The sequence below is a fragment of the Pseudomonas shiyinii genome (assembly GCF_056725765.1).
In genome coordinates this window covers 188,664-207,728 of the sequence record NZ_CM161522.1, presented here as the reverse complement: position 1 = coordinate 207,728, position 19,065 = coordinate 188,664, and the positions used below count along the sequence as shown (strand labels likewise).

15 protein-coding genes, 6 tRNA genes and 3 rRNA genes are annotated in these 19,065 nt (G+C 57.9%); 6 read left to right on the top strand and 18 right to left on the bottom strand.

Annotated elements, in window-relative coordinates; translation table 11 throughout:
* Positions 1-84: 84 nt before the first annotated feature.
* From nusG to tyrS, 16 genes are all read right to left on the bottom strand, one after another.
* Complete coding sequence (gene nusG / locus ACXHGZ_RS00985) at positions 85-618, bottom strand: transcription termination/antitermination protein NusG (protein ID WP_011531880.1); 534 nt, start codon at positions 616-618, stop codon at positions 85-87.
* 9 nt (positions 619-627) lie between these two features.
* Positions 628-996, bottom strand: coding sequence for a preprotein translocase subunit SecE (gene secE, locus ACXHGZ_RS00980; RefSeq protein WP_084859382.1), 369 nt, complete (start codon positions 994-996; stop codon positions 628-630).
* A gap of 43 nt (positions 997-1,039) precedes the next feature.
* A tRNA-Trp gene (locus ACXHGZ_RS00975) sits at positions 1,040-1,115 on the bottom strand.
* Positions 1,116-1,170: 55 nt separating this feature from the next.
* Positions 1,171-2,364, bottom strand: coding sequence for an elongation factor Tu (gene tuf, locus ACXHGZ_RS00970; RefSeq protein WP_023382632.1), 1,194 nt, complete (start codon positions 2,362-2,364; stop codon positions 1,171-1,173).
* An 80-nt stretch (positions 2,365-2,444) separates the two neighbouring features.
* Positions 2,445-2,520 (bottom strand) — tRNA-Thr (locus tag ACXHGZ_RS00965).
* A 28-nt stretch (positions 2,521-2,548) separates the two neighbouring features.
* Positions 2,549-2,622, bottom strand: a tRNA-Gly gene (locus tag ACXHGZ_RS00960).
* A gap of 23 nt (positions 2,623-2,645) precedes the next feature.
* Positions 2,646-2,730, bottom strand: a tRNA-Tyr gene (locus ACXHGZ_RS00955).
* Positions 2,731-2,874: 144 nt separating this feature from the next.
* Positions 2,875-3,300 (bottom strand): hypothetical protein, encoded by a 426-nt coding sequence (locus ACXHGZ_RS00950; protein ID WP_084859031.1) that lies wholly within the window; start codon positions 3,298-3,300, stop codon positions 2,875-2,877.
* A gap of 7 nt (positions 3,301-3,307) precedes the next feature.
* Positions 3,308-4,057, bottom strand: coding sequence for a pantothenate kinase (locus tag ACXHGZ_RS00945; RefSeq protein WP_224457752.1), 750 nt, complete (start codon positions 4,055-4,057; stop codon positions 3,308-3,310).
* Complete coding sequence (gene birA, locus ACXHGZ_RS00940; protein ID WP_480461972.1) at positions 4,047-5,006, bottom strand: bifunctional biotin--[acetyl-CoA-carboxylase] ligase/biotin operon repressor BirA; 960 nt, start codon at positions 5,004-5,006, stop codon at positions 4,047-4,049. Before birA ends, ACXHGZ_RS00945 begins: the two co-directional genes overlap by 11 nt.
* A gap of 206 nt (positions 5,007-5,212) precedes the next feature.
* A 5S ribosomal RNA gene (gene rrf / locus ACXHGZ_RS00935) occupies positions 5,213-5,328 on the bottom strand.
* Between the two features lie 127 nt (positions 5,329-5,455).
* Positions 5,456-8,348 (bottom strand): 23S ribosomal RNA (locus ACXHGZ_RS00930).
* A 242-nt stretch (positions 8,349-8,590) separates the two neighbouring features.
* Positions 8,591-8,666: transfer RNA gene (locus tag ACXHGZ_RS00925), tRNA-Ala, on the bottom strand.
* Positions 8,667-8,687: 21 nt separating this feature from the next.
* A tRNA-Ile gene (locus ACXHGZ_RS00920) sits at positions 8,688-8,764 on the bottom strand.
* 85 nt (positions 8,765-8,849) lie between these two features.
* A 16S ribosomal RNA gene (locus ACXHGZ_RS00915) occupies positions 8,850-10,386 on the bottom strand.
* The 16S, 23S and 5S rRNA genes sit together here with 2 tRNA genes alongside, the layout of an rRNA operon.
* A 564-nt stretch (positions 10,387-10,950) precedes the next feature.
* The gene (gene tyrS / locus ACXHGZ_RS00910) at positions 10,951-12,150 is read right to left on the bottom strand and encodes a tyrosine--tRNA ligase (RefSeq protein ID WP_480461970.1); all 1,200 of its coding nucleotides are present in this window, start codon (positions 12,148-12,150) and stop codon (positions 10,951-10,953) included.
* A gap of 213 nt (positions 12,151-12,363) precedes the next feature.
* Between tyrS and ACXHGZ_RS00905 the strand changes: the two genes are divergently transcribed.
* A complete protein-coding gene (locus ACXHGZ_RS00905) occupies positions 12,364-13,794 on the top strand; it encodes a peptidoglycan DD-metalloendopeptidase family protein (RefSeq protein WP_480461969.1) in 1,431 nt (476 codons plus the stop codon).
* Between the two features lie 3 nt (positions 13,795-13,797).
* Positions 13,798-14,889 carry an anhydro-N-acetylmuramic acid kinase gene (locus tag ACXHGZ_RS00900; protein ID WP_480461968.1) on the top strand — a complete coding sequence of 364 codons (1,092 nt, stop codon included), beginning with the start codon at positions 13,798-13,800 and terminating at the stop codon, positions 14,887-14,889.
* Positions 14,890-14,948: 59 nt separating this feature from the next.
* Here the strand turns inward: ACXHGZ_RS00900 and erpA are convergent, their stop codons facing one another.
* Together erpA and argC are read right to left on the bottom strand one after the other, a co-directional pair.
* Complete coding sequence (gene erpA, locus ACXHGZ_RS00895; RefSeq protein WP_084856129.1) at positions 14,949-15,299, bottom strand: iron-sulfur cluster insertion protein ErpA; 351 nt, start codon at positions 15,297-15,299, stop codon at positions 14,949-14,951.
* Between the two features lie 150 nt (positions 15,300-15,449).
* Positions 15,450-16,484: an N-acetyl-gamma-glutamyl-phosphate reductase gene (gene argC, locus ACXHGZ_RS00890; RefSeq protein WP_480461966.1), complete on the bottom strand. Its 1,035-nt coding sequence runs from the start codon at positions 16,482-16,484 to the stop codon at positions 15,450-15,452.
* A 140-nt stretch (positions 16,485-16,624) separates the two neighbouring features.
* On the opposite strand from argC, the gene hemJ reads away from it, so the two are divergent.
* The 4 genes from hemJ to coq7 all read left to right on the top strand — a co-directional run bounded on the left by hemJ (position 16,625) and on the right by coq7 (position 19,056).
* A complete protein-coding gene (gene hemJ, locus ACXHGZ_RS00885; protein ID WP_480461964.1) occupies positions 16,625-17,050 on the top strand; it encodes a protoporphyrinogen oxidase HemJ in 426 nt (141 codons plus the stop codon).
* Positions 17,051-17,158: 108 nt separating this feature from the next.
* Complete coding sequence (locus ACXHGZ_RS00880; RefSeq protein ID WP_480461963.1) at positions 17,159-17,941, top strand: SDR family NAD(P)-dependent oxidoreductase; 783 nt, start codon at positions 17,159-17,161, stop codon at positions 17,939-17,941.
* 63 nt (positions 17,942-18,004) lie between these two features.
* Entirely contained in the window at positions 18,005-18,343 is a 339-nt protein-coding gene (locus ACXHGZ_RS00875) for a histidine triad nucleotide-binding protein (RefSeq protein WP_084856137.1), read from the top strand.
* A 65-nt stretch (positions 18,344-18,408) separates the two neighbouring features.
* Positions 18,409-19,056, top strand: coding sequence for a 2-polyprenyl-3-methyl-6-methoxy-1,4-benzoquinone monooxygenase (coq7, locus tag ACXHGZ_RS00870; protein WP_084856139.1), 648 nt, complete (start codon positions 18,409-18,411; stop codon positions 19,054-19,056).
* Positions 19,057-19,065: the final 9 nt, after the last annotated feature.

Genomic DNA, 19,065 nt, shown 5'->3' with positions numbered 1-19,065 from the left:
CTCCCCGTATGACTTGCGTTTTATCCCAGTGACGACAAAACCCCGCAGCACATAGGGCTGCGGGGTATGGGATGCGTCGTTCGCCTAGACCTTCTCGACCTGGCTGAACTCGAGCTCTACCGGAGTAGAGCGACCGAAAATGAGCACTGCAACCTGCAGCCGGCTCTTTTCGTAGTTAACTTCTTCGACACTGCCGTTGAAATCAGCGAAGGGACCGTCAATGACGCGAACCACTTCACCCGGCTCGAACAGCGTCTTGGGCTTCGGCTTGTCACTGCCGTCAGCGACGCGACGCAGGATAGCTTCAGCCTCTTTATCGGTGATCGGCGCAGGCTTGTCTGCGGTACCACCAATGAAACCCATGACACGAGGGGTGTCCTTGACAAGGTGCCAAGTCCCTTCGTTCATTTCCATCTGGACCAATACATAGCCAGGGAAGAACTTGCGCTCGCTCTTGCGCTTCTGGCCGTTACGCATTTCGACGACTTCTTCGGTCGGGACCAGGATCTCGCCGAATTCATCTTCCATGCCAGCCAGCTTGACGCGCTCAATCAGAGAGCGCATGACATGCTTCTCGTAACCCGAGTAAGCATGCACAACGTACCAACGCTTAGCCACGGGACACCCTTAGCCAACAATCAAGGAGACCGCCCAGCCGAGCAGGGAATCAAGACCCCACAGCAGCAGCGCCATAACCAGCACAACAACCACTACGATAAGCGTGGTCTGAGTGGTTTCCTGGCGGGTCGGCCACACGACTTTACGGATCTCGGCACGAGCTTCCTTCGCCAACGCAAAGAACGACTTACCCTTCGCAGTCTGCAAGGCAACGAAGCCTGCAACGGCAGCCAGGGCGAGAAGTGCAAGGACGCGATACAGGATTGGAGCTGCGGAATAATACTGATTACCCACAACACCAACGACCACCAATACTACAACAGCCAGCCACTTGAACAGATCAAAACGCGATTCTTGGGCTTCAGTTTTGGGAGTCATCGAGGAGGATCCTGTGAGAAGAAAGCCATCACACCGAGGTGAATGGCAGGTCAGGAGGGAATCGAACCCCCAACCTACGGTTTTGGAGACCGTCGCTCTGCCAATTGAGCTACTGACCTTTAACGCTGTATCAGGCCGGCCATTATGCCGGCCTGATCATGAGAAATCAACTACTTATTCAATAATTTTTGCTACGACGCCGGCGCCGACGGTACGACCGCCTTCACGGATAGCGAAGCGCAGACCGTCTTCCATTGCGATGGTCTTGATCAGGGTGACAGTCATCTGAATGTTGTCACCTGGCATTACCATTTCAACGCCTTCCGGCAGTTCGCAGTTACCGGTCACGTCAGTGGTACGGAAGTAGAACTGAGGACGGTAGCCTTTGAAGAACGGAGTGTGACGACCGCCTTCTTCCTTCGACAGAACGTAGACTTCTGCGGTGAACTTGGTGTGCGGCTTGACCGAACCTGGCTTGACCAGAACCTGGCCACGCTCAACGTCGTCACGCTTGGTACCACGCAGCAGAACGCCGCAGTTCTCGCCAGCACGGCCTTCGTCCAGCAGCTTGCGGAACATCTCAACACCGGTGCAGGTGGTGGTGGAGGTTTCACGCAGACCAACGATTTCCAGCGGATCCTGAACGCGGACGATACCACGCTCGATACGACCGGTAACAACGGTACCACGACCCGAGATCGAGAAGACGTCTTCGATCGGCATCAGGAACGGCTGGTCAACGGCACGAACTGGCTCAGGGATGTAGGCATCCAGAGTTTCTACCAGCTTCTTGACAGCGGTAGTACCCATTTCGTTGTCGTCTTTGCCTTCCAGGGCCATACGAGCCGAACCGATGATGATCGGAGTGTCGTCGCCTGGGAAGTCGTAGGTGGACAGCAGGTCGCGAACTTCCATCTCGACCAGTTCCAGCAGCTCAGCGTCGTCTACCAGGTCAGCCTTGTTCAGGAAGACCACGATGTAAGGAACGCCAACCTGACGGGACAGCAGGATGTGCTCACGGGTTTGTGGCATCGGACCATCGGCAGCCGAGCAAACCAGGATCGCGCCGTCCATCTGGGCAGCACCGGTGATCATGTTCTTCACGTAGTCAGCGTGACCTGGGCAGTCAACGTGAGCGTAGTGACGAATGTTCGAGTTGTACTCGACGTGAGCGGTGTTGATGGTGATACCGCGCGCTTTTTCTTCCGGAGCCGAGTCGATCTTGTCGAACTCAACGACTGCCGAACCGAAAACTTCGGAGCAGACGCGAGTCAGAGCTGCGGTCAGAGTGGTCTTACCGTGGTCAACGTGGCCGATGGTGCCGACGTTAACGTGGGGAAGGGAACGATCAAACTTTTCCTTAGCCATCGATACAGTCCTCCGCAGAAGAAATAGTCATTGCTACTGATAAAACAAAGGCAGATATTTTCATATCTGCCTTGTTTATATGGAGCTCTTGAGCGGACTTGAACCGCTGACCTCACCCTTACCAAGGGTGTGCTCTACCAACTGAGCTACAAGAGCGAAACGCTTTTTGCAATAACAGCAAACTTGGAGCGGGTAGCGGGAATCGAACCCGCATCATCAGCTTGGAAGGCTGAGGTTCTACCACTAAACTATACCCGCGGAGCTTGCGGCTCTCGCTAAACTGGTGGAGGGGGAAGGATTCGAACCTTCGAAGTCGTAGACGTCAGATTTACAGTCTGATCCCTTTGGCCACTCGGGAACCCCTCCTAAGTGTGGGCGGCATTTTCAACTCTTGCCGTCCTGTTGTCAAGCTTTTTCTCATTAAAATCTTGAGGTTAGCTACTTTGACAACAGCTTCCGGTTCTACCACCTCAGTGGTGTTCCCTGCGAAGCGGGCGCCATTCTATCAAGCTATTCGGCAGTTGCAATACCCTCGCACAAAATAATTTTGTGTTTTAAGTCTTTGAAATCCTTGGAAAGACTGGAAAGGACTGCAGAGTCCAGCAAACGCTCGCTTTCAGCAGCCACCTTCAACCAGCGCCCCTCTGCCCCGGGCAGCTGCCCCGCCACCGGCACTGTAGCGATATCCAGGCTCACCAGGCGCTGACGCAGAGCGCCAAGCTGTTCCTGGGTCGCCAGCCCACCTACCACCAGGCACTCCTCACGGCGCCTGGCCGGCGCAGAGGCTCCGGTCTCACGCAACAGGCGAATCTCCTGCTGGTTACCTTTATAGAGAGAAAGAGGGGCCACTTCCTTGGCCTTCAGCGGCGCTTCCTGCTGATGCCAGACGTAATAGACGACATTGAGCACCACCAACAGCAGAAACAACCAACGCATAGGCACCTCAATCCAATGGACAGGCCATGGCCAGGCCGACGAAGACCAGGTCGGGTATTACCCGAGCCTGCGGGACCGACTCTTGCACCAGGGGCGCATCACCGCCGGTAAGGAATACGGAGAACGCATCCCCCCACAACGCACGCGCCTGCTCGATCTGCGTACGAGCAAAGCCTTGCAACATCAATACGCAACCTCGCTCGACCGCTTCAACAGTAGAATGCCCAGGAGCCAGGCTGCTCAAGGCGCGCTCCGCTGATGCATCGTCGTAACGGATCCTACGGGTATGCGTACGCAGTTGGCTGCGCATCAGCGGCATGCCTGGGCAGATGTACCCACCGAGGTGCTGACCGTCAGCAGCCACGAAGTCCGCCTTGGCCGCCGTTCCCAGATCGATCACAAGGCAGGCGCCTTTCGCCAGGTGGTAAGCACCCAATGCGGCAAGCCAACGATCCATGCCCAGGCGCTGGTAGTCGTCATATCCGTTACGCACGCCTGCCATTTCCTGGGCGGGATGAGCAACCTGCACCCGCACACCGAAACGCTGTTCCAGTAGCGCGCAAAGCACATCGGTTTCATCTTCGCTGCGCACGCTCACCATGCGGCAGCCAGTCAGCCGCTGGCCGGGCAATCCAGCGACCTGAACCAACAATGCCTGGTCTGAGTCGACGATGCCACCGCCGACGATGGTTGCATCGCTGGCGTGGATCACCCGCCACTTGATAAAGCTGTTACCGCAATCGAGCTCAAGAATCATCACGCAACCTCAAACTGAGCTCTCCTGCACTGAAGCTCTTTTCCACGCCATCGACCTCAAGACGCAGGGCGCCCTGCCCGTCAACCCCAAGCACCACACCATCGATACGGTTGTTACCCGCAACAAGCGATACCGTTCGCCCTTGCCAAAGGTTCGCCTGCTCCCACTCTTCCTGGAATGCCGCGAAACCGTAGCGACGATGGCGAGCCAGCTCATGCTGCAGTTGCTGGTTAAGCTGTGCGACGAGACGATTACGATCGACCATTATCCCGGCCTCACGCCTCATTGACGTCCATTGCTGATCAACCTGGTCATTGACCTGCATATTCACATTGATGCCAATACCCAGCACGACGTGGCAGACATCTGCAGGATCTCCCACCAGCTCCAAGAGGATACCCGCGATCTTTTGCTGACCAACCAATAGGTCATTGGGCCACTTCAACCCGACCCCCACCAAGCCAAACCCCTGGAGGGTGCGCATGACAGCTAGGCCAACGACCAAACTCAGGCCTTCGAGCTGACGCATGCCGCCATCCACCCGCAGTACCAGGCTGTAATAGAGATTTTCAGCGAACGGACTTATCCACTGGCGACCTCGCCTACCCCGACCCGCGCTCTGACGCTCGGCCAACACAACGAACGGTGCAGACCGCCCTTCACCGATCAAGCGCAGGGCTTCGGCATTGGTCGAATCGATGGTGTCATGGATCACGAGCGGCCAAGCTTCTCCGTGCGCATAATCGGTGATCGATTGCGAGTCGAGCAGGGTAAGCGGTGCGGCCAATTGATAGCCACGACCGCGCACCTTGTGGATAACAAGGTTTAATTCGCTTTCCAGGTGTTGCAGCTGCTTCCACACGGCGCTGCGACTCACCCCCAGTGCTTCCCCCAGGGCTTGGCCCGAATGGAACCGGCCATCCTTGAGGAGATTCAACAACTTCAGCATGCCAGTCTCGACCAGGAATAAGGCTGGCATGATAGCGACGCGTCAGGGGGCTTGCATAGGAAAAGGCGGCAATCCGGGAGCCATAGGGATGAAGATGATTTTTTCGAGGCGTCTTCTATGAGCGCCCCATCCCGCGCCCACAGTTTTAACGAGCGGAAAGACAAAACCCCTACCTGCTCACGCAGATAGGGGTTTTGCGAAATGAATCTTGACGATGACCTACTCTCACATGGGGAAGCCCCACACTACCATCGGCGATGCATCGTTTCACTGCTGAGTTCGGGATGGGATCAGGTGGTTCCAATGCTCTATGGTCGTCAAGAAATTCTGTTGCCAGAACGTCCAGATGGACATGCCAGCCAATTCGGATATGTGAATTTGTGATGCAAACTTTCGGTTCGTTCGTCTTCACCACCGCAATTCGCAACAGCAAATTGCTTGGGTGTTATATGGTCAAGCCTCACGGGCAATTAGTATCGGTTAGCTCAACGCCTCACAGCGCTTACACACCCGACCTATCAACGTCGTAGTCTTCGACGGCCCTTCAGGGGATTCAAGATCCCAGTGAGATCTCATCTTGAGGCAAGTTTCCCGCTTAGATGCTTTCAGCGGTTATCTCTTCCGAACATAGCTACCCGGCAATGCCACTGGCGTGACAACCGGAACACCAGAGGTTCGTCCACTCCGGTCCTCTCGTACTAGGAGCAGCCCCTCTCAAATCTCAAACGTCCACGGCAGATAGGGACCGAACTGTCTCACGACGTTCTAAACCCAGCTCGCGTACCACTTTAAATGGCGAACAGCCATACCCTTGGGACCGGCTTCAGCCCCAGGATGTGATGAGCCGACATCGAGGTGCCAAACACCGCCGTCGATATGAACTCTTGGGCGGTATCAGCCTGTTATCCCCGGAGTACCTTTTATCCGTTGAGCGATGGCCCTTCCATACAGAACCACCGGATCACTAAGACCTACTTTCGTACCTGCTCGACGTGTGGGTCTCGCAGTCAAGCGCGCTTTTGCCTTTATACTCTGCGACCGATTTCCGACCGGTCTGAGCGCACCTTCGTACTCCTCCGTTACTCTTTGGGAGGAGACCGCCCCAGTCAAACTACCCACCATACACTGTCCTCGATCCGGATCACGGACCTGAGTTAGAACCTCAAGGTTGCCAGGGTGGTATTTCAAGGATGGCTCCATGAGAACTGGCGTCCCCACTTCAAAGCCTCCCACCTATCCTACACAAGCAAGCTCAAAGTCCAGTGCAAAGCTATAGTAAAGGTTCACGGGGTCTTTCCGTCTAGCCGCGGATACACTGCATCTTCACAGCGATTTCAATTTCACTGAGTCTCGGGTGGAGACAGCGCCGCCATCGTTACGCCATTCGTGCAGGTCGGAACTTACCCGACAAGGAATTTCGCTACCTTAGGACCGTTATAGTTACGGCCGCCGTTTACCGGGGCTTCGATCAAGAGCTTCGCTTGCGCTAACCCCATCAATTAACCTTCCGGCACCGGGCAGGCGTCACACCCTATACGTCCACTTTCGTGTTTGCAGAGTGCTGTGTTTTTAATAAACAGTCGCAGCGGCCTGGTATCTTCGACCGGCATGGGCTTACGGAGCAAGTCCTTCACCCTCGCCGGCGCACCTTCTCCCGAAGTTACGGTGCCATTTTGCCTAGTTCCTTCACCCGAGTTCTCTCAAGCGCCTTGGTATTCTCTACCCGACCACCTGTGTCGGTTTGGGGTACGGTTCCCAGTTATCTGAAGCTTAGGAGCTTTTCTTGGAAGCATGGCATCAACCACTTCGTCGCCTAATGGCAACTCGTCATCAGCTCTCGGCCTGGAAATCCCGGATTTGCCTAAGATTTCAGCCTACCACCTTAAACTTGGACAACCAACGCCAAGCTGGCCTAGCCTTCTCCGTCCCTCCATCGCAATAACTGGAAGTACAGGAATATTAACCTGTTTTCCATCGACTACGCTTTTCAGCCTCGCCTTAGGGACCGACTAACCCTGCGTCGATTAACGTTGCGCAGGAAACCTTGGTCTTTCGGCGTGCGAGTTTTTCACTCGCATTGTCGTTACTCATGTCAGCATTCGCACTTCTGATACCTCCAGCAAGCTTCTCAACTCACCTTCACAGGCTTACAGAACGCTCCTCTACCGCATCACCCTAAGGTGATACCCGTAGCTTCGGTGCATGGTTTGAGCCCCGTTACATCTTCCGCGCAGGCCGACTCGACTAGTGAGCTATTACGCTTTCTTTAAAGGATGGCTGCTTCTAAGCCAACCTCCTAGCTGTCTAAGCCTTCCCACATCGTTTCCCACTTAACCATGACTTTGGGACCTTAGCTGACGGTCTGGGTTGTTTCCCTTTTCACGACGGACGTTAGCACCCGCCGTGTGTCTCCCATGCTCGGCACTTCCAGGTATTCGGAGTTTGCATCGGTTTGGTAAGTCGGGATGACCCCCTAGCCGAAACAGTGCTCTACCCCCTGGAGTGATACATGAGGCGCTACCTAAATAGCTTTCGAGGAGAACCAGCTATCTCCGAGCTTGATTAGCCTTTCACTCCGATCCACAGGTCATCCGCTAACTTTTCAACGGTAGTCGGTTCGGTCCTCCAGTCAGTGTTACCTAACCTTCAACCTGCCCATGGATAGATCGCCCGGTTTCGGGTCTATACCCAGCGACTAAACGCCCTATTAAGACTCGCTTTCGCTACGCCTCCCCTATTCGGTTAAGCTCGCCACTGAATATAAGTCGCTGACCCATTATACAAAAGGTACGCAGTCACCTAACAAAGTAGGCTCCCACTGCTTGTACGCATACGGTTTCAGGTTCTATTTCACTCCCCTCTCCGGGGTTCTTTTCGCCTTTCCCTCACGGTACTGGTTCACTATCGGTCAGTCAGTAGTATTTAGCCTTGGAGGATGGTCCCCCCATGTTCAGACAAAGTTTCTCGTGCTCCGTCCTACTCGATTTCACTGGCAAGAGATTTTCGTGTACGGGGCTATCACCCACTATGGCCGCACTTTCCAGAGCGTTCCACTAATCTCAAACCAGCTTAAGGGCTGGTCCCCGTTCGCTCGCCACTACTAAGGGAATCTCGGTTGATTTCTTTTCCTCAGGGTACTTAGATGTTTCAGTTCCCCTGGTTCGCCTCTTGCACCTATGTATTCAGTGCAAGATACCTAGGTTATCCTAGGTGGGTTCCCCCATTCAGAGATCTCTGGATCACAGTCTGTTTGCCGACTCCCCAAAGCTTATCGCAGGCTACCACGTCTTTCATCGCCTCTGACTGCCAAGGCATCCACCGTATGCGCTTCTTCACTTGACCATATAACCCCAAGCAATCTGGTTATACTGTGAAGACGACATTCGCCGAAAATTCGCATGTCGCGCGTTCGCGCAGAACTCACAAATTTTACCTTAGCCTGATGGCCCACCAGTGAAAGTGGTCATCAGTCTATCTATCACATATCCGAATTTTTAAAGAACGATCTGACAAAAGTCAGAAATCAACATTCACAGCGGAATGCTCATTTCTAAGTTCTGCAGGTAACTGCGTAGCAAAGCAAATGGTGGAGCCAAGCGGGATCGAACCGCTGACCTCCTGCGTGCAAGGCAGGCGCTCTCCCAGCTGAGCTATGGCCCCGTCGTCTCTGCACCCAGCGAATGGTAGGTCTGGGCAGATTTGAACTGCCGACCTCACCCTTATCAGGGGTGCGCTCTAACCAACTGAGCTACAGACCTATAACAGGGTCGCGTTACAGCATCGTCTTCTTCAAGGAATCAAGCAATTCGTGTGGGAGCTCATCAGCAGGCTGATGTCTTCGATTAAGGAGGTGATCCAGCCGCAGGTTCCCCTACGGCTACCTTGTTACGACTTCACCCCAGTCATGAATCACACCGTGGTAACCGTCCTCCCGAAGGTTAGACTAGCTACTTCTGGTGCAACCCACTCCCATGGTGTGACGGGCGGTGTGTACAAGGCCCGGGAACGTATTCACCGCGACATTCTGATTCGCGATTACTAGCGATTCCGACTTCACGCAGTCGAGTTGCAGACTGCGATCCGGACTACGATCGGTTTTGTGAGATTAGCTCCACCTCGCGGCTTGGCAACCCTCTGTACCGACCATTGTAGCACGTGTGTAGCCCAGGCCGTAAGGGCCATGATGACTTGACGTCATCCCCACCTTCCTCCGGTTTGTCACCGGCAGTCTCCTTAGAGTGCCCACCATGACGTGCTGGTAACTAAGGACAAGGGTTGCGCTCGTTACGGGACTTAACCCAACATCTCACGACACGAGCTGACGACAGCCATGCAGCACCTGTGTCAGAGTTCCCGAAGGCACCAATCCATCTCTGGAAAGTTCTCTGCATGTCAAGGCCTGGTAAGGTTCTTCGCGTTGCTTCGAATTAAACCACATGCTCCACCGCTTGTGCGGGCCCCCGTCAATTCATTTGAGTTTTAACCTTGCGGCCGTACTCCCCAGGCGGTCAACTTAATGCGTTAGCTGCGCCACTAAAATCTCAAGGATTCCAACGGCTAGTTGACATCGTTTACGGCGTGGACTACCAGGGTATCTAATCCTGTTTGCTCCCCACGCTTTCGCACCTCAGTGTCAGTATCAGTCCAGGTGGTCGCCTTCGCCACTGGTGTTCCTTCCTATATCTACGCATTTCACCGCTACACAGGAAATTCCACCACCCTCTACCATACTCTAGCTCGCCAGTTTTGGATGCAGTTCCCAGGTTGAGCCCGGGGCTTTCACATCCAACTTAACGAACCACCTACGCGCGCTTTACGCCCAGTAATTCCGATTAACGCTTGCACCCTCTGTATTACCGCGGCTGCTGGCACAGAGTTAGCCGGTGCTTATTCTGTCGGTAACGTCAAAACAGCAAGGTATTAACTTACTGCCCTTCCTCCCAACTTAAAGTGCTTTACAATCCGAAGACCTTCTTCACACACGCGGCATGGCTGGATCAGGCTTTCGCCCATTGTCCAATATTCCCCACTGCTGCCTCCCGTAGGAGTCTGGACCGTGTCTCAGTTCCAGTGTGACTGATCATCCTCTCAGACCAGTTACGGATCGTCGCCTTGGTGAGCCATTACCTCACCAACTAGCTAATCCGACCTAGGCTCATCTGATAGCGTGAGGTCCGAAGATCCCCCACTTTCTCCCGTAGGACGTATGCGGTATTAGCGCCCCTTTCGGAACGTTGTCCCCCACTACCAGGCAGATTCCTAGGCATTACTCACCCGTCCGCCGCTGAATCAAGGAGCAAGCTCCCGTCATCCGCTCGACTTGCATGTGTTAGGCCTGCCGCCAGCGTTCAATCTGAGCCATGATCAAACTCTTCAGTTCAATACTGCTTGGGTTTTTAAGAAACCCTAAACTTGGCTCAGCAATCTCAAATGACTATGTGATTTCTCGCATGGCCACTTGTGATGCTGATAATCTTGGCGACTATCAGTCCGTACTCACAAGCACCCACACGAATTGCTTGATTCGATTGTTAAAGAGCGATTTGGTTAAGCGCTTTGCTCAACCGAGGCCGCGCATTCTACGCTTTCCTCAGAGCCTGTCAAGCGTTTATTTTGAAGTTTTTCGTTCAACTTCAACCGCTTAACTCGCTGCGATCTCTCGTAGCGGGAGGCGAATCATACAGCGTTAAAACCTGCTGTCAACTGCCTTTTTTCACCGCTGCCGATCTGTGAGACCGAAGCCTTCCGATACTACCTGAAGCGTTCAACTCATTGAATCTCAAGGAGTTTTGCGTTTCGACTGCGTCGGAAGTGGGGCGCATTATAGGCCCCTGAAACGGCACGTCAACCGTTATTTTCAAAAAACTTTAATATCGCCGAAAAACAAAACGGGGAGACCTACCGATCTCCCCGCTTCCATCGCTTCTCTATATAGAAGCCATCTTCACTCAGCTTTCAAGGTAATGCGCGCAAAGGCCTTCTTGCCCGCCTGGCACACATGGGTAGCGCCGACCGCAAAGACAAAGCCACGATCGACTACGGCACCATCCACCTTTACCCCGCCAGCATTGAGCAGGTCACGCGCTGCCGCCGAGTTCTTCACCAGGCCCGCCTTGTTCAACACGGCAGCGATCGGCATATCCTCCGAGGCAACTACATCAACCTCAGGCAGATCTTCCGGCAGCTCACCATCCTTCATGCGGTTGCCCGCAGCTCGGTGGGCATTGGCCGCAGCTTCTTCACCGTGGAAGCGCGCCACGATCTCCTCAGCCAGCTTGATCTTGATATCACGCGGGTTTGCGCCCGCCTCGACATCAGCACGGAACTGGTTGATCTCGTCCATCGAACGGAAGCTCAACAGTTCGAAGTAACGCCACATCAACGTATCGGGAATGGACACCAGCTTGCTGTACATCACCCCAGGCGCTTCCTGGATGCCCACGTAATTGCCCAGGGACTTGGACATCTTCTTCACGCCGTCGAGCCCTTCGAGCAGCGGCATGGTCACGATGTTCTGCGCTTCCTGACCGTAGGCGCGCTGCAGCTCACGCCCCATCAACAGGTTGAACTTCTGGTCGGTACCACCCAGCTCGACATCAGCCTTGAGCGCCACCGAGTCGTAGCCCTGCACCAGCGGATACAGGAATTCATGGATCGCGATCGGCTGATTGCTGCTATAGCGTTTGTCGAAGTCATCGCGCTCGAGCATGCGCGCCACGGTGTACTGGGAAGCCAGGCGAATGAAGTCAGCCGGGGTCAGCTTATCCATCCAGGTGGAGTTGAACGCGACCTCGGTCTTGGCTGGGTCGAGGATCTTGAACACCTGCTGCTTATAGGTCTCGGCATTGTCCAGGACCTGCTCGCGGGTCAATGGAGGACGCGTGGCGCTCTTGCCGCTCGGGTCGCCGATCATGCCAGTGAAGTCGCCGATCAGGAAGATGACCTGATGCCCCAGATCCTGGAACTGGCGCAGCTTGTTGATCAGCACCGTGTGCCCAAGGTGCAGGTCCGGCGCGGTCGGGTCGAAGCCCGCCTTGATACGCAGGGGCTGGCCGCGCTTGAGCTTCTCCACCAGTTCCGACTCGACCAATACCTCTTCCGCACCGCGCTTGATAAGCGCCAGCTGCTCTTCAACCGACTTCATAGACAGACCCGCAAGGCTCAGATTCAAGGGGAGCCAACCATACAAGATCGGCCGTCAAATACAAGTTTCGCAAAGGAATGTGACCCGAAAGGTGTATCGCGGCGTCTACGCGCCCTTGCGCGAAAATGGATTTGGTTATATTTTATACAGTTATTTCATCTTCATCATGTCATTCATCTTTTCCATTTCACTTTTTTCAAAGTCACCTCACCTATGACCAACGAGACGCCTAAAGCGCCCCCGCTTTATCCGAAAAGCCATTTGTTGGCCGCCAGCGGCATCGCCGCCTTGCTCAGCCTGGCTTTGCTGGTATTCCCCTCCAGCGAAGTCGAGGCCAAGAAGACCACCCTCAGCCTCGAGCTGGAGACCCCGGCAGAACAGCTGAAGGACGAGTCCAAGGCCGCCCCCCTGGTCCAAACCGAAGGCGACAAAGGCTCGCCCTTCGCTCAGATCGAGAACACGGAGCCTGCGACCACGCAAACCGCCGAGCAGGCGCCCGCTGCCGAGGAGAAGGCGGAGGAAAGCGCCGACGCCAAGATTCCCGGCCATCGCGAGGTCACCGTCGCCCGCGGCGATACGCTGTCCACCCTGTTCGCCAAGGTCGGGTTGCCGAGCAATGTGGTCCATGACGTCCTGGCCAGCGGCAAGCAAGCCAAGCAGTTCAGCCGGCTCAAGCATGGCCAGGTGCTGCAGTTCGAGCTCGACAAGGACGGCCAGCTGGCCAGCCTGCACAGCAAGGTCAGCAGCCTCGAGACCATTCGCCTGACCAAGACCGCCAAGGGCTACAGCTTCGATCGCGAAGTCAGCAAGCCAGTGGTGCGTACCGCCTATGCCCATGGCGTGATCAAAAGCTCGCTGTCGGCTTCCGCCAAGCGCGCCGGCCTGTCCCACAGCCTGACCATGGACATGGCGCGGGTGCTGGGCTACGACATCGACTTCGCCCAGGACATCCGCCCAGGCGACGAATTCGACGTGGTCTACGAGCAGAAGGTCATGGATGGCAAGGTGGTCGGCACCGGTAATATCCTTTCCGCCCGCTTCACCAACCGCGGCAAGACCTACACCGCTGTTCGCTACACCAACAAGCAGGGCAACACCAGCTACTACACCGCTGATGGCAACAGCCTGCGCAAGGCGTTCATCCGCACGCCGGTGGACTTCGCCCGCATCAGCTCGCGCTTCTCCGCCGGCCGCAAGCACCCGATCCTGAACAAAATCCGGGCCCATAAAGGCGTCGACTACGCAGCCCCTCGCGGCACCCCGATCAAGGCCGCCGGCGACGGCAAGGTCTTGCTTGCAGGCCGTCGCGGCGGCTACGGCAACACCGTGATCATCGCCCACGGCAACTCGTACAAGACGCTCTACGGCCACATGCAGGGCTTCGCCAAGGGCATCAAGACCGGCAGCTCGGTCAAGCAAGGCCAGATCATCGGCTATATCGGTACCACCGGGCTGTCCACCGGGCCGCACCTGCATTATGAGTTCCAGGTCAACGGCGTGCACGTCGACCCCTTGAGCCGCAAGCTGCCCATGGCCGACCCGATCGCCCGCGCCGAGCGCCAGCGCTTCCTGCAACAGAGCAAGCCCCTGATCGCCCGCATGGACCAGGAAAAGGCCACCATGCTCGCAGCCAACAAGCGCTGACCCATGGCGCTCTATCTGGGTGTGATGTCCGGAACCAGCCTCGACGGCCTGGACATCGCACTGATCGACCAAGGCGAGCAGACCCGTCTGCTCGCCACCCACTACATCCCCATGCCCGCCGACCTTCGCCGGGACCTGCTCGCCCTCTGCGCCAGCGGCCCTGACGAAATCGCCCGTGCCTGCCTCGCGGAAAACCGCTGGGTCACCCTCGCCGCAGATGGCATCCACCAACTCCTGGCAAGCCAGGGCCTGGATGCCGGTGCCATTCGCGCGATCGGCAGCCACGGCCAGACCATCCGCCACGAGCCTGCGCGCGGCTTCACCGTACAGATCGGTAACCCAGCCCTGCTGGCAGAACTCACCGGCGTCTGCGTAGTGGCTGACTTCCGCCGCCGCGATGTGGCAGCAGGCGGCCAGGGCGCGCCATTGGTGCCGGCCTTCCACGAAGCGCTGTTCGGCCAGCTGGGTCAGCAGGTCGCCATCCTCAACGTCGGCGGGTTCAGCAACCTCAGCCTGATCGAACAGGGCAAGCCAGTTCATGGTTTCGACTGTGGCCCGGGCAATGTACTGCTCGATGCCTGGATCGAACGCAAGCGCGGCCAGGCCTACGATGCCGATGGCAACTGGGCGGCCAGCGGCAGCGTATCCAGTGACCTGCTTGCCCGCCTGCTTGCCGACCCGTTCTTCGCCGGAACCGGCCCCAAGAGCACAGGCCGCGAGGTGTTCAACCTCCCCTGGCTGGATGCTCATCTGGCGGCGCTGCCGAACTACCGGGACGAAAACATCCAGGCGACCTTGCTGGAGCTGACTGCCTGCAGCATCGTCGATTCGCTACGCAGCGCCCAGCCCCACACTGAAACCCTGCTGGTATGCGGTGGCGGCGCACGCAACGGCGCACTGATGCGTCGGTTGGCGGCCTTGCTGCCGTCTGCACGAGTCGCCAGCACCGCAGCCTACGGTGTCGATCCGGACTGGGTCGAGGCCATGGCCTTCGCCTGGTTGGCCCATTGCTGCCTCGAAGGCATTCCAACCAACCGTCCGAGCGTCACGGCTGCCAAGGGGCTGCGCGTACTCGGCGCGATCTACCCGGCTTGATGCCCATGCAGTAAGCAAAACGCCGCGCATAAGCGCGGCGTTTTCATTACAGGCCAGGCTCAGATCGAGAACGACGAGCCACAGCCGCAGGTGGTGGTGGCGTTAGGGTTCTTGATCACGAAGCGCGACCCTTCCAGGCCTTCCTGGTAGTCCACCTCGGCGCCCGCCAGGTACTGGAAGCTCATCGGGTCCACGACCAGGGAAACCCCCTCGCGCTCGACCACGGTGTCGTCTTCGGCTACTTCCTCATCGAAGGTGAAGCCGTACTGGAACCCCGAGCAGCCGCCGCCAGTCACGAACACACGCAGCTTCAGGCGATCATTGCCCTCTTCGGTGACCAGGGTCTTCACCTTGTGCGCAGCACCTTGGGTGAATTCCAAAGCCGTGGGGGTGAAGGTTTCGACGCTCATGTTGACTCTCCCGGCGCAATGCCGCCATAAAACTCGATGACGCGCATTATCCGCTTCTCCGAGAAAATCGGTCAAGAATTGTGCGGCTTTGGTCGTGCCCGGCAAAAATGGGGGCGTTATGCCCCCATCATGTGTGGCTCGGGCCGTCGATCAGGGCAGCAGGCCCGCATGCGCCAGGCCCATGCGCTCGTCCAGGCCGAACAGGATGTTCAGGTTCTGCACTGCCTGGCCGGAGGCGCCCTTGACCAGATTGTCGATCACCGACAGCACGACCACCAGGTCGCCACCCTGTGGCCGATGCACCGCAATACGGCAGACGTTGGCGCCTCTCACGCTGCGGGTCTCCGGATGGCTGCCGGCCGGCATTACATCGACGAACGGCTCATCGGCATAACGCTTCTCGAACAGCGCCTGCAGGTCGACGCTGGTATCGGCGACGGTTGCATAAAGGGTGGCATGGATGCCGCGGATCATTGGGGTCAGATGCGGTACGAAGGTCAGGCCGACATCCTTGCCTGCAGCCAGGCGCAAGCCCTGGCTGATCTCCGGCAGGTGACGGTGCCCCTTGACCGCATAGGCCTTCATGCTTTCGCCAGCCTCGCAGAACAACGAGCCCACCGCTGCACCACGCCCTGCGCCGCTGACACCGGACTTGCAGTCGGCGATCAACCGCGATGGGTCGGCCAGGCCGGCTTCCAGCAGCGGCAGGAAGCCCAGCTGGGTAGCGGTCGGGTAGCAACCCGGCACAGCGATCAGGCGCGCCTGGCGGATCTTCTCGCGGTTGACCTCGGGCAAGCCATAGACCGCGTCCTTGAGCAGATCCGGCGCACCATGGGGTTGGCCGTACCACTTGCCCCACTCCACCGCATCCTGAAGACGGAAGTCAGCGGACAGGTCGATGACCTTGGTGCCAGCAGCCAGCAGCTCGCCCGCCAGGGCGTGGGCAACACCATGGGGTGTGGCGAAGAACACCACGTCACAGGCGCCCAGGGTCTTGCTGTCCGGGACGCTGAAAGCCAGCCCGTCGTAATGGCCGCGCAGGTTCGGATACATGTCGGCGACCGCCACACCCGCCTCGGAGCGCGAGGTGATGACCGCGACCTCGGCCTGTGGGTGCTGTGCCAGCAGACGCAACAGTTCGACGCCGGTGTAACCCGTGCCGCCGACGATACCGACCTTGATCATAACGCTTGCCCCTTATCAACGAGCCAACTGGAAAACGCACGATAATAGGGGGCCGGGGGCTCTGTAACAACTCTTCGGATGCCCCGCCGGGCGCTTGGCCTTTACTATCTGACGACCGTGAAACCTGAAGGAACTTCCCAATGCTCTATCTATGGATCAAGGCCCTGCACATCATCAGTGTCGTCTGCTGGTTCGCCGGGCTGTTCTACCTGCCTCGGCTGTTCGTCTACCACGCCCAGAGCCAGGACAGCATCAGCCAGGAACGCTTCATCACCATGGAGCGCAAGCTGTACCGCGGCATCATGAATCCGGCCATGATCGCGACCTATGTCTTCGGTGGCTGGATGCTGTATCTCAACCCCGGCTGGCTGAGCCAAGGCTGGTTGCACGCCAAGCTCACCCTGGTGGCCTTGCTGACCGTCTACCACCACATGTGCGGCGCCCAGCGCAAACGCTTCGCCGCGGGCAGCAATACGCGCAGCCATGTGTACTACCGCTGGTTCAACGAAGTACCGGTACTGTTTCTGCTGGGCATCGTGATCCTGGTGGTGGTCAAGCCCTTCTGAAGCCGTCCGTACTAGGCCTGGCGCCTGGCGAGCCGTGCCAGCAAAAGGCACCACCTTCCCTGGCCAAGCTGTACACTAGGCGCCCTCTTCAGCCCCCAGGAGCCTTGCATGACCCGTTACGCCATGATCACCGGAGCTTCCAGCGGCCTGGGCCTGGCCCTGGCGGAAGCACTGGCACGGCGCGGGCGCAACCTGATCCTGGTGGCTCGCCACCGCGAAACCCTGGAGCCAGTGGCCATCGAGCTGACCCAGCGCTTCGGTGTCGAAGTCCTGTTCCGCGCCTGCGACCTGAGCCAGCCCCTGCGCCTGTCGGGCTTCGTGCTCGAGCTGGAGGAAGGCGAGCGGCGCATCGACCTGCTGGTCAATTGCGCGGCCCAGCGTACCTACGGTCCCTTCCTGGCCCATGAGTGGGCAGATGAACAGGATCTGCTCGAGGTCAATATCCTTGCCCTGAGCCGCTTGTGCCATGCCATCGGCAATCTGATGGCGGTGCAGGGTGGCGGGCAGATCCTCAACGTCGCCTCCCTGGCCAGCGCAGCGCCCGGCCCCTGGATGGCTGCCTATGCAGCCAGCAAAGCATATGTGGTGAGTTTCTCCGAGGCGCTGCGCGAAGAACTCAAGCGAACCGGGATCAAGGTTTCCGTGCTGTGCCCCGGCCCGGTGCGCTCGTCGCGCCGCCACATTCCCCGCCTCGAAGGCAGCACGCGCTGCCTGAGCCCTGAAGAAGTGGCGCTCTACACCGTGCGTGCACTGGACAAGAATCGCGCCGTGATCATCCCGGGCCGGCGCAACCGCTGGCTGGCGGCGCTGCCACGCGTGATGCCACGCTGGCTTGCGCGCAAGCTGGCCGGCCTGGTCAACCGCCGCTATTGCCCGGTCGGCTTCCAATAGCCACTGGGCGAGCGTCGCCTCGCTGGGTACACTCGGCCCGACCCTCACCATGGAGCAAGTGCTGTGGAGACTATCTTCACCAAGATCATCAACCGGGAGATTCCGGCGAAGATCATCTACGAGGACGACCAGGTTCTGGCCTTCCACGATATCGCCCCGCAGGCGCCGGTGCATTTTCTGGTCATCCCGAAAAAGCCCATCCGCACCCTCAACGACCTGACCGAAGAAGACAAAGGCCTGGCCGGCCATATCCTGTTCACCGCGCAGCGCCTGGCCAAGGAGCTCGGCTGCGAGGAAGGCTTCCGCGTGGTCATGAACTGCAACGAGCAAGGCGGCCAGACCGTCTACCACATCCACATGCACGTGCTCGGCCAGCGCCAGATGCACTGGCCGCCGGGCTGATCCAGGGCATCCCCCTGCCCATCGATTGCGGTAAACTGTCGGGCACACTCTAGCGGAGGTGCCCGATGGCTACCGAACGTCACTACTCGCCGCTCGACCGCTTGTTGCTGCAGGCCGATACCGCCATGCGCACCTTGCTGCCCTTCAGCGGCCAACCCGCCCGCCCGTCCCCGGCCATCATCCAGCCGGATGCGGAACTGGACGAAAGCCAGACCCGCCACGTCGCCGGCCTGATGCGCATCAACCATACCGGTGAAGTCTGCGCCCAGGCGCTCTATCAGGGCCAGGCTCTGACCGCCAAGCTGCCACAAGTGCGCAAGGCCATGGAGCATGCCGCCGAAGAAGAAGTCGACCACCTGGCCTGGTGCGAACAGCGCATCCGTCAGCTGGGCAGCCACCCCAGCGTGCTCAACCCGCTGTTCTATGGCATGTCGTTTGGTATCGGCGCCCTCGCCGGCCTGGTCAGCGACAAGGTCAGCCTGGGCTTCGTCGCTGCTACCGAACACCAGGTGTGCAAGCATCTGGATGAGCACTTGGAACAGATCCCCCAGGAAGACGAAAAGTCCCGTGCCATTCTCGAACAGATGCGTGTCGACGAAGAACAGCACGCCGAGTCGGCCCTCGAGGCCGGCGGTTATCGCTTCCCGGCCCCGATCCGCCTGGGCATGAGCCTGATGGCCAAGGTGATGACCAAGAGCACCTATCGCATCTAGGACGCCATC